Genomic DNA, 10,861 nt, shown 5'->3' with positions numbered 1-10,861 from the left:
CCCGGCGGCGGCGGCGCCGGCCGGCGGCCGCACGCGGTGGCGTGCCGTGGCCGCCGCTGAGCGGGTCGGCGCCGTCAACGGCGTTTCGGCGAACGGCGCCTCGCCGCCGACTCCCCCGGACGGCGGCGGAGCGGACGGCGCCGCGTCCGGACCCGCGGCCGCTGGCGCCGAACCGGGGCAGGCGGCTGCGGCCGACCAGGGCGAGCGCGCCTACACCCCCGTCTTCCAGGCGCCCGGTCCGGTGGGCGGCGCGGATGCAGTGACTGAGGACGCTCCCGGCGACCGCGCCTCCGCGCGCGACGGGCACGAGACGGGGACCGCGGTGCGGCGGCCCGCCGCCTCCCCGGGCGGCGCCTCCTCCGAGGGGCCGGAGGAGGACGGCCGGCCCCCGGCGGCCGAGGCCCCACCGGGGCCCGGCGGCGAAACCGGACCAGCCGACCTGCGGTTCACGCCCGAGCCCGAGCCCGAGCCGGAGCCCGCGGCCGGGACCGAACCCGCGACCGCGTACGAGGAGCCCTCCCGCGAGTCCGCGCCGCGCCGCAGCGCCCGCCCGCTGTCCCGCCCCAGCGCCCAGGAGCGCAAGCAGCAGGTCCGCAACCTCATGGAGACGGTCCCCGACATCACCGAGGACGAGATCGCGGGATACCTCGGCGTGAGCGCGCGGACCGTGCGCAAGTACCGCCACGAGATCCTGGCGACCGCCACGAACGACGGCTACCGGGTCGAGGAGGGCGAGGACGGCCAGCCCCGGCTGGTGCACACCGGCTACGGGGACTGAGCGGAGCCCGCCCGGAGTCGGCGACGCGCGGCGGTTCGGGCGCCCGGCGCCTTGCGGATCGGCGGCCGAGTTCCGCGCGGTCGGCGCCGGTGGGCGGTAGTGGGCGCCGAGGCGGACCGGTGAAGGCCGCCTACTCGCCGACGGAGGTGTGCAGGGCCTCGCGGCGAGCGCGTTCCCGCTGGCTGAAGGCCGCCTCGCGCACCGAGGCCTCCGACTCGAAGCCCGAACCGATGGCGCCGGCAACGGTGCCCGCGGCGCTCACCAGCAGCGACGCGGACACGTAGTCGCCGGCGTCGAGACCGCCGTCGACGTAGCGGCCGAACACGACGGGGGCGAGCACGACCAATCCCGCCGCCAGGTTGACCAGGTAGAGCACGGCGAACATGGATACCACGCCGATCCCCAGGGTCAGCAGGGTCGAGGCGTTGAACATCGCCGCCTGGCCGCGCTCACGCGGCGGCCTGCCGCGCGTCGGCTCCCACAGGTTGTGGTACACGATCAGCCAGACCACCATGACGGCCACGGAACCGAACGCGGCGACCACCAGGCGCGGCGTTCCCATGTTGGTCGCCAGCTCCCAGACCGTGGTGTTGATCGTGTAGAACGCGCTGAAGGCGAAGGCGCCGATCAGCGGCCCGGTCAGGGCGAACGCCAGCCGCCAGGGCCTGTTGTCGCGCACCATGCCCGCGAGCAGCCGCAGTCTGCCGCGCGAGGCCAGGATCCGCGTGTCGACGCGGGGCTGCTCGGGGGCGACGCGGTGGAAGCGCCGGGAGAGCGCGGGCAGCCGCCGCCCCCGGGGCCGGCGCCCGGGGAACCGGACGGTCATGTCCGGGGCGAGCATGTCGGCGATGAGCTGGGCGACCACGCCGCGCACGTTGCGGCGCAGCGCCATGCCGCCGAAGGCCGGAAGCGAGACGACGATGATCCGGCTGTCGTGTCCGGCGTCGGCGATGATCGGGTGCTCGTCCGTGCGCAGCACCACGTCGGTGAGGCACACAGCGATGTCCCAGCCGTGCCGGCGCATCCGCTCGGCCGCCACGTCCATCATCGCCGTGTGCGAGGCGTCGCTGGGCGGAAGCCGCTCCCGGCTGACCACGGTCCGCCACTCGCGCTTCCGGTCCACCTGCTCGGCCAGCAGGCGGGGCAGCTCGCGCGCCAACTGTCCGGCCACCTTCGCCGGCGCCGCCACCGGCTCGGCCACGATCCCCACGACGGTCTGCTTTCGCGCTCCCGACGCCGCGGTGTCTTCCCCTTCCACGGCCGCGTCCCCCTTCCGCTCCGCCGTCGGCCTGCGGGTCCTCCCCCGGGGCCGCGCCCCGTTTCGTCCCGGACCCGGGCACCGGCTCCCCGCCGACTAACCGCCGGCGCGGTTCCCATGTGCCCTGGTTCTGCGGGCCGTGTCACGGTTAATCCGGCCGGCGGCAGAAACCCGCCCCGCGGGTGCGCGCGGGGCGGGGATCAATAGCCGGGCCGCCGGCCCTCCGCGCCGGAGCGGACGGACGCGATGGCGCCGGTGATCCGGGCCGGCGCGTACACCGCGGGGCCGATGGTCCCGGCCGGCGCGGTCGCCGCGCCGGCCGGCTAGACCAGGTACAGCCACACGGTCAGGGCCAGGCCCGCGACGGCGACCACCCAGGTGTAGGGGATGGTGGAGAGCATGGAGCGCTCCGGGCGCACCCCGGCGTACTGGGCGCTCCAGACGGTCTGGGTACTGGTCGGGTCGGAGACGCCGAGGACCTGGCCATAGGACGCCATCAGGCCCAGGACCGCCGGCGGCGGGTAGATGCCGCCGGAGATCAGCACACCCGCCACACCGGCGCCCAGACCGAAGATGTTCATCGGACCGCGGTAGAGGCACAGCGGCACCAGCACCGCGAACACGGCGACGAACAGCAGCGGGCCGCTCGGGCTGATCGCGGTGACGACCGGGCTGAGGGCCTCGACCGCGCCGGGCAGGTTGACCGCCGCGAGCAGCATGCCGATCGCGATGAACAGCACGATCGGCGGCGCCGCCACGTCGAAGGAGCGGTACAGCGTGCGCAGCGCCGTCGACGCCATCTCCCGCCAGCGAACCGCGGTGACCAGCGCGAAGAGCAGCCCGGTCAGCAGCGCCGGAACGATGGGGACCTCCAGGCCCAGGGCGAGCCCGATCGGCACGACGGGGGTGAGGAGCGCGTACCAGGGGGCGTCGCCGCGGCGCTCGCGGCGGCGGGCCGCGCGGCCGAGGACGCCGGGGCGCTCGCCGGCTCCGGGATCGGATCCGCCCGCGCCGCCGGAGTCCCGACTTCCTCCTGCATCTCCTGCGGGGACGCGCACCGCCCAGGTGTGGCGGGCGCCGCGGCGGCGCATCTCGACCAGGATGTAGGCCAGGCCGCCTGCCACCGCGATCGGGAACATGCGCAGCTGGAAGTGCTGCACCGTCGAGACCGGGACTCCGATGGCGTCGGAGAGGAACTGCCAGTTGATCAGTTCCAGGGGAAGCCCCGCCGCGATGCCCACCAGCACCGTTCCCGCCGCCACGGTCGGCGGCACGCCGACGGCGATCATCGCGGGGATGCCCACCACGCCGGCGAGCATCGCCGCCGGGGCGGAACCGGTGATGGTGCCGCACATGATCGCCACGGCGAACACGCCGACGGCCACGACCGACGGCCGCTCGCCGCCGAACTCCACGATCTTGCGGACGAGCGTGGACGCGATGCCGGTCTCCGACATCAGGGTGCCCAGCCAGCAGCCGAGCAGGATGGCGACCATGGTGGACGCCAGCATCGGAGCGCCCTCCTGCAGGACGGTGCCGGTGACGCTGCCTTCGTCGCCCGTCAGCGGCGCGCCCGCGATGAGCGCGACGGCCACGGACATCAGGACGAGGGCGAATGCGGTCGGCAGGCGGCGCGTGAGCATCAGCCCCACGCCCACCGCCATCACCGCGAGGATCGCGAACGCGGTCATGCTGGACCTCCGGGGAAGGGTACGGGCGCCGGGACCGGCGGTCCGGCGTGGGCGAGCGTCGCGGCGACGGCCGCGGTGAGCAGGAGAGGGCTGCGCCGCATGCCCCCGCGCCGGCGGGCGTAGGAGTGCGCGGCGATCTCGTCCGCGCCGACCACGTGCCCGCGGATGCGCAGCCGCCCCCAGGCGACCGCCGAGTGGTCGAGCCGCCGGCGCAGCTCGCGCCCGCGGGGTCCGTGCAGCAGCCGGTGCGCGCGCTCGTGGTGCAGGGCCGCGGTGCGGACGGCCGCGCGCGGAAAGTCCGCCGCCCAGCCCGCGGCCTCGGCGACGGCGCGGGCGTAGTCGAGTGCGTCGGTGTAGAGGACGACCTCGCCGCCGCGCGCCCGGCGCCGGTACTCGGCGAGCAGCACCTCCTCGCGCCGGAGTCCGCCGGTGGACTCGATGACGCGGGGTTCGGCGCAGCGGAGGGCCTCGGCGGCACCGCCTTCCCCGCCCGCCCCGCCGTCCGCGGTCTCGGCGTCCGCCGCCTCGGCTCCGACCGCTATGGCCGCGCGCGCCCACGCGCGCAGCCGGTCGGGACCGCGCCCCTCGTGGGTGGGCGTGGCCGCGAGCAGGCGGGCGCCCAGGTCGACGTCGTCGAGTGCGGCGAGCTCCGCGTAGCGCTCGGCCGGGGCGAATCGGGCGGATGCGGCCCCGGCGGGCGTCGGCGCGCTCACCGCCGCTCCTCCATGATCGCGACCACTTCCTCGTCGGGCATGCGCCCGCTGGTCTCCGTCGCGGCCAGCGCGAGCAGGTGGCCGGCGTCCAGCACACCGGACAGGTCCACGAGCTTGGGCCCCAGCAGCAGCCACACGGCCGGGGCGCGGGAGCCGCCGTCGCCGTAGGAGGTGCGCTCGGCCACCAGTTCCTTCAGCCGTGCGTCGGCCTCGCCCGCTGCCATGGTGTCGACGCGGGCGTCGGCGCTGTGCAGGCGCACCACGCCCTCGGCGTCGACCACGCGGACGCGGGTGCGCTCGCGGGCGAAGCGGCGCGCCAGGCCCGAGGGCCGCCGGGCGTGGCCGAGCACGCGGTACTGGGCGGTGGCGGCCAGCTCGCGCACCTCCTCGGGCGGTGCGCCGAGGCTGGCGGCCGCCGTTCGGCGGGCCGGCTCGGGTCCGAGGTCCTGCGCGCGGTCCTTGGTGCGCAGCTCGGTGGCGCCGGTGGCCACCGCCGATACGAGGTTGCGCTGCGGGTCCACGGTCACGTCCACCTCGACCGCGGCGGGGTCGGCTCCCTGCCGCAGGACGGCCTGCTCGGCCTCGGTGCGCACCGCCAGCACGTCGGAGTGGCCGGCGCCGGGGATGATGCGCTCCACCGACTCCCGCACCAGCGCCAGTGCCACGCCCAGCGGGCTGATGACCTCGCTGTGCGCGGCGATGCGCGCCTCCAGCCGCATGCGCGCGCCCAGGTGGGGGGTGACCGTGGCCGCGCCGCCGCCCCCGCCCACCAGGGTGCACACGTCCCGGTCGAGCCCGTGTTCGGAGATCAGCCCGTCCACCGTGGCCTCGATGCGGTCGGTCGCCCGCTGCAGCACGGCGCGGGCGGCGCTCTCGGTGTCGGTTCCCAGCTCCCGGGCCAGCGGCTCCAGCGCCGCGCGCGCGGTAGCGGGGTCGGCGCGGGCGTAGTCCTCCTCGGCGACCCGGGATGCGGCGTTGGCCGCGCAGGTGAGGGTGAGGGCGAACCGCCCGCCGGCGCCTTCGATGACGGCGTAGTCGGCGGGATCGCCCGCGCGCGGGCTGAGCCGGACGAGCCGCGCGTCGCGCAGGTCGCCGGGCTCGGCGAAGCAGGCGTAGGGCAGGCCGGCGATGTGTGCGCTGCGCGGCCCCACGTCGGCGACCTTGGCGCCGCCGCCGCGCGCCGTTCCCAGCCGCACCAGCGACCCGCCGCCGATACCGACGGTGCGCACGTCCAGCGCCGACAAATAGGTCTCCTTGCCGCCCAGGCGGGCGTGGCGGATCTGGACCCGGCCGCGCCGGATGACGCTGATGTCGGTGGAGGTGCCGCCGGTCTCCAGGAACACGCCCTCGCTGACCTTCTCGCCCATCAGCGCGCCGGCCACGCCGGCCGCGGGGCCGGAGAGCACGGTCAGCAAGGGCCGGGAGCGCATCTCCGCCAGCGACATCACCCCGCCGTCGCAGCGCATCACCATCAGCGGGGCGCTGATCCCGGCCTTGGTGATGCTGCGCTCGACCAGGTCGGCGGTCTCCAGCATGCGCGGCATCACGCCCGCGTTGAGGACCGCGGTGCGGGCGCGCTTGCCGAGCCCGTAGAGCTGGGTGATCTCGTGGGTCGCGGTGACGGGCACCCCCGCCTCGGCGGCCGCGGCGGCCACCGCGTCCTCGCCCTCGGGGGCGTCGACGCTGAACGGCTCGACCGCCACCAGCACCTCGGCGCCCTCCCCGCACAGCCGGTCGACGGCGGCGCGGGCCTCGCCGGGCCGCTCGGGGTGCTTGAGACCGGCGTAGCGGATGGGCAGCGGCCGGCCGGAGTCGAGCTTGAGCCGGCCAAGGGACCGCAGCCGCCCGGTGGCGAAGGCGTCGTAGCCGGAGCCGATCCCCACGATCCCGACCGTCGCGACGTCGCCTTCCAGCAGGGCGTTGGTGGCCTGGGTGGTGCCGTGGGCGAGGAAGGCCACGTCGTCGGCGCTGACCCCGATGTCGGCGAGCAGGCGCTCCAGCGCGGCCATGATGCCGTGGGCGACGCCGTCGGCGTGGTGATGACTGGTGGGCACCTTGGCCTGGCCGAGCAGCTCGAAGGTGCGCGCGCTGACGGCGACGGCGTCGGTGAAGGTGCCGCCGACGTCGACGCCGATCCGCACGGCCGCGCCGGCGGATCCGCCGGTTCCGGACGGAGGATCGGAGGGCGGATGGGAGGGGGGATGGGGTCGGGGAGTCATGTCCGCACCTTTCGTAGGGCGGGGATGGGATGTGGCGGAGGGGCCGCGCGCGGCGGCCCCGGGGGGCGTCAGTAGCCGCGCACGTCGGGCCAGCGCCGTTCGACGCCGGTGCGGTCCAGCAGGGCCGAGAACCGCTCCAGCAGGTCGTCCTTCTCGCGTACCGCGTGCGGCTCGGTGCCGTTGTCCAGCGAGAAGGCGGCCAGGCGCCCGGCGGTCTCGCCGATGTTCCACTCGACGGGGTGCAGCCGGAAGCAGCCGTTGGTGATGTGGGTGGTGCCGGCGTTCTTGCCGGCGGGCAGCAGGTTGCGCATGCGCACCGGCAGCAGGGCGCCCAGCGGGATCTCGAAGGGCACGCTGGGGATGTCGATGTAGGTGTCGCCGCCGGTCGAGGGGTGCAGGTCGATGCGGTAGCTGCCGATCCCCGCCGCGTCGTGGCGGCGCACGATGCCGCGGGGCCCGACGAGGTCCATGGCGACGTCGTGCTCGGTGACGGTCGTGACGGCCTTGATGCGGCGGGACTCGCGCACGTAGGCGGCCTTGGCCAGGCCGTGCTCGGCGCCGGTGACGTCCGGACGGGGCCGCAGGCCGGGGAACCCGGCGCCGCCGTCGGGGCGGGGCGCCTCGGTCTGCAGCCAGTACAGCACCGACAGGGAGAGCTGGCGCGCCTCCTCGTGGGCCCGGCGCACGGTGTCGGCGTCGGCGTACCCGTCGATCTCCAGGGCGGGCTTGAGCCAGTAGTCGTTCAGCGGCCAGTTGGCCAGCGTGATGTCGGAGTCGAAGGCGCCGGGCCGGTGCAGCCTGCGCGCGAGGATGCGGCGGAACCCCCACAGCTCCTTGTCGCCGGCGTCGGCGCTCTGGTCGGCGGCCACGTCCAGCGGGTCGACGTCGGGGTTGGGGTCGAACGTGCGGACGACCGGTTCGAGGGTGCGCGGGTCGGGGGCGGCGAAGCCCACCAGCGGCCCCGGCCAGAAGTCGGGCCGGTAGGAGCGCCAGAAGTCGTAGGCCGCCGGGCGCTCGATCGTGTGGTCCTCGCCCTCGTGGTGGGAGACGGCGAAGCAGTAGGTGATGCCCTGCAGGTTGGCGGGGTCGGCGGTCTCGGGTGCGTGCGGCTCGCCGTACTCGGCGCGGGACTCGGCCCCGGTGGCGTGCTCGGCGCCGGCCAGCGGCAGCAGGTCGCCGTTCTCCGTGGCGTCGAGCACGTAGGCCGCCTGGACGGTGTGCCGCCCGCCCTGCCCGTCGTCCAGTTCGACGGCGCGCACCTCGTCGCCGTCGGTGTGGGCGGCGACGGGGCGGTGGCCGGTGAGCAGGGTGATGCGCCCTGCGGCGCGGTGCGGGGCCAGCAGCTCCTCCAGCACGGCCAGGGCCGCCCGGGGCTCGTGGCAGAGCTTGCTGACGCGTCCGGCGCCCGGGTTCAGCTCGGGCGAGGCCGCGGCTTCGGCGCGCAAGGGGTAGGCGCGGCGGTAGTAGGCGCGGATGCCCTCGCGCGCCTGCCGGTAGGAGGCGGTGCAGCCGAACCGCTCGATCCAGGGGTTCTCGTCGGGCGGGACGGCCTGGGAGGTGAGCTGCCCGCCGATCCAGTCGGTCTCCTCCGAGAGGACGACCCGGCGGCCGGACCGTGCGGCGGCCAGGGCCGCGGCGACGCCGCCGAGTCCTCCTCCGACGACCAGGATCTCGGTGCTGCTCTGCGTCATCGCGCGCCTTTCCGTGGTGGTTGCGGTGGTCATGGGGGCCGGGGGTGAGGGAGCGGGGGTGCGTGGTGGGGTCGGCGCGGTGGCGGGCGGGATCAGCGGCCCGGGTGCGGAGGGCCGATGGTCGCGCCGGCCACGGGCTCGCAGGCCAGCAGGTGCGACCGGGGAGCAGGGCCGCCCTCGATGAGGTCGAGCAGCAGCCGAACCGCGGCGCGGCCCATCTCGCGCATGGGCACCCCGAAGCCGCTGATCGCGCCGGCGAGCCCGGGGACCGGTGCTGCAGGCGCCGCGGCGGGGGTGCCCAGGAGGGCGAGCGAGAGGTCGCCGGGGCAGCTCAGGCCGGCGCGGGCGACGGCGGCGGTGAGCCCGGACAGCGCAGCGCCCGTGTCGGTCTCCTCGGTGATCACCGCGGTGACACCCTCGTCGCGCCAGCGCGCGAGCCGGGCCTCCACGTCGCCGCCGTCGGTGCGTTCGACCAAGCCGTCGGTCTCCAGCCCGGAGCCGCGGGCCCCGTCGGCGACGCCGCGCTCGCGGTCGGTGGAAGCGGGTGCGTCGTCGTTCTCGCGCAGGTAGCGGACGCGGCGGTGGCCCAGCGCGGCGAGGCGCGCGGCCACCTCCGCCGACGCCGAGACGTAGTCGGCGCCGACGTAGCTGATGCCGGGCTCCTCGCGGCGGCCGATGTAGACGAAGGGGAAGCCGTCCTCGCTCAGCCGGCGGATCGGGTCCCGGGGCACGTGGCGGCCGAAGAACAGGCAGCCGTCGGCGGCGCGGACGCGGCGCACCGCGGCGGCGTCGCTGGTGGGGTCGGCGGCGCGGCTCGCCCCGGTGAACAGGATCAGGTCTTGGCCCTGCGCGGCGGCCTCCTCCTCGACGCCCACGAGCACGGGGTAGTAGGAGTGCGCCACGTCCGTCGGGAAGGTGGTGCTGAAGGTGTACAGCCCGAGCATGCCGTTGCGCGCCGCCGCCAGCCGGGTGGCGACGGGGTCGGGCACATAGCCCAGCTCCTCGGCGGCGCTCAGCACCCGCCGGCGCGTCTCGGGGGCCAGGACCACGCCGGTGGCCGCGCCCCGGAGCACCAGCGAGACCGTCGCCTGGGAAACGCCCGCGGCCCGGGCGATGTCGGACTGGCGGGGCTTCGCCCGCCCGGCCGGACGCGGGGGCGTCGGTGGCGGCGACGCGGTGTCGGACACCGGAGATCTCCTCTGTTTGCAAGCTAATGCGGATTAGCTCCCGACTTTGAGCTGCGCCACCGTTCTTCGTCAAGGGTTGCGGGCGGATTTCTCTCCGGCGACGGAGAAGTTTCGTTAATACGTATTAGGTTATTGACTGAGGCATCGGAGCTGGTCGAAGCTCGCACTCTCGACACCCGGACGCGCCGCCCCCGGCGCACCCCGGAAGGGAGCCCCATGCCCGAGACACAGCCCGAGCCCCGCCCCTCGACACACCGCAGCGCCCCGCACGGAATCGACCGCCGCACCCTGCTGCGCACAGCGGCCGCGGCCACCGCCGCCGGAGCCCTCGGCGGACTCGCCGCCTCCCCCGCGGCCGCCGCCCCGCGCCGCGCCGCGGGCGTGCTGCCGGAATACACCTTCGTCCGGGAGGCCCTGGACACCGCGAACCTGGCCTACAACCCCACGGGCGAGTTCATCTTCCCCTGCCTGCGCGGGACGGAGGGGCGGCTGCCCGACGCACCCGGCCGCTTCCTGCTCTACTACGCCCCGCACGACGCGCCCGGCGGGATCTGCCTGGCCTACGCCGACACCCCCGAGGGCCCCTACACCGAGCATCCGGGCAACCCGATCGTCGGGCGCGAATGGGCGCCGCACTACTCGGTCAGCCACGTATCTTCACCGCACGTCCTGTGGAACGAGCACGAGCGCGAGATGTGGCTGTACTTCCACGGCGAGAACACCACCACCCGGCTGGCGCGCTCCCGCGACGGCGCCGCGTTCTCCTACGAGGGCGAGGTGCTGACCACGGCGATGCTCCCCGAGGGCACCACCGAGGCCTCCTACGCCCGCGTCTTCGAGCACCCGCTGCCCGACCGGGGGTCCCGCTACGTGATGGTGTTCATGCGCAACGACACGACCAACCACCGCTCGATCGGCTGGGGATGGTCGGCCGACGGCGTCTCGTTCGAGTTCGACCCGGAGCCGCTGGTCGACCATGCGGCCGCGGGGGCCGCGAACCTGTCGGGACCGCACGTGGTCGAACGCGGCGCGAGCACCTACGTCGCCTACCACACCAGCGAGGGCGACATCCGCCTCACCGAGGTCGGACGCGACTTCTCCCTGCGCCGCCACCTCGGCACCGTGCACGAGCCCATGGCGGGACCACCCGACAACGGGCGCTCGGCCGCGCCCTCCTACGGGTCCCACCGCGGAACGCAGTACATGCTCTACGAGGCGGGCAGCCGACTGGGCGCCACGATCGCCGTCGCCCGCGCGTGACGCCTCCGCGCCCCGCACCGGCCTCCCCGCGCGCCTGGCGCCCGGGGGCGCGAGAGGCCACCAT

The 10,861-nt window shown here is 75.6% G+C and carries 7 protein-coding genes and 1 pseudogene; 2 read left to right on the top strand and 6 right to left on the bottom strand.

The features are described from left to right. Positions 1–778, top strand: a pseudogene (locus ABEA15_RS16470) (hypothetical protein); the annotation flags it as partial. Between the two features lie 130 nt (positions 779–908). On the opposite strand, the gene ABEA15_RS16465 reads toward ABEA15_RS16470, so the two are convergent. From ABEA15_RS16465 to ABEA15_RS16440, 6 genes are all read right to left on the bottom strand, one after another. Then, positions 909–2,036: a hypothetical protein gene (locus tag ABEA15_RS16465; RefSeq protein WP_345557310.1), complete on the bottom strand. Its 1,128-nt coding sequence runs from the start codon at positions 2,034–2,036 to the stop codon at positions 909–911. 323 nt (positions 2,037–2,359) lie between these two features. Next, on the bottom strand, positions 2,360–3,727 hold the full coding sequence (locus ABEA15_RS16460) for a transporter (RefSeq protein WP_345557309.1): 1,368 nt from the start codon (positions 3,725–3,727) through the stop codon (positions 2,360–2,362). Further along, positions 3,724–4,440: a hypothetical protein gene (locus ABEA15_RS16455; protein WP_345557307.1), complete on the bottom strand. Its 717-nt coding sequence runs from the start codon at positions 4,438–4,440 to the stop codon at positions 3,724–3,726. The genes ABEA15_RS16460 and ABEA15_RS16455 overlap by 4 nt, the downstream gene beginning before the upstream one ends. Then, positions 4,437–6,659 (bottom strand): hydantoinase/oxoprolinase family protein, encoded by a 2,223-nt coding sequence (locus ABEA15_RS16450; RefSeq protein WP_345557305.1) that lies wholly within the window; start codon positions 6,657–6,659, stop codon positions 4,437–4,439. Before ABEA15_RS16450 ends, ABEA15_RS16455 begins: the two co-directional genes overlap by 4 nt. A 68-nt stretch (positions 6,660–6,727) precedes the next feature. After that, positions 6,728–8,350 carry an FAD-dependent oxidoreductase gene (locus ABEA15_RS16445; protein ID WP_345557303.1) on the bottom strand — a complete coding sequence of 541 codons (1,623 nt, stop codon included), beginning with the start codon at positions 8,348–8,350 and terminating at the stop codon, positions 6,728–6,730. Positions 8,351–8,442: 92 nt separating this feature from the next. Further along, complete coding sequence (locus ABEA15_RS16440) at positions 8,443–9,537, bottom strand: LacI family DNA-binding transcriptional regulator (protein WP_345557301.1); 1,095 nt, start codon at positions 9,535–9,537, stop codon at positions 8,443–8,445. A 216-nt stretch (positions 9,538–9,753) separates the two neighbouring features. Between ABEA15_RS16440 and ABEA15_RS16435 the strand changes: the two genes are divergently transcribed. Continuing rightward, the gene (locus ABEA15_RS16435; protein WP_345557299.1) at positions 9,754–10,797 is read left to right on the top strand and encodes a glycoside hydrolase family protein; all 1,044 of its coding nucleotides are present in this window, start codon (positions 9,754–9,756) and stop codon (positions 10,795–10,797) included. Positions 10,798–10,861 lie beyond the last annotated feature (64 nt).

It is taken from the genome of Streptomonospora halophila, assembly GCF_039542725.1.
In the GTDB taxonomy this organism is placed as follows: Bacteria; Actinomycetota; Actinomycetes; order Streptosporangiales; family Streptosporangiaceae; genus Streptomonospora; species Streptomonospora halophila.
Note: the sequence above shows the minus strand (reverse complement) of the source record. Positions and strands in the feature narration are given on the sequence as shown.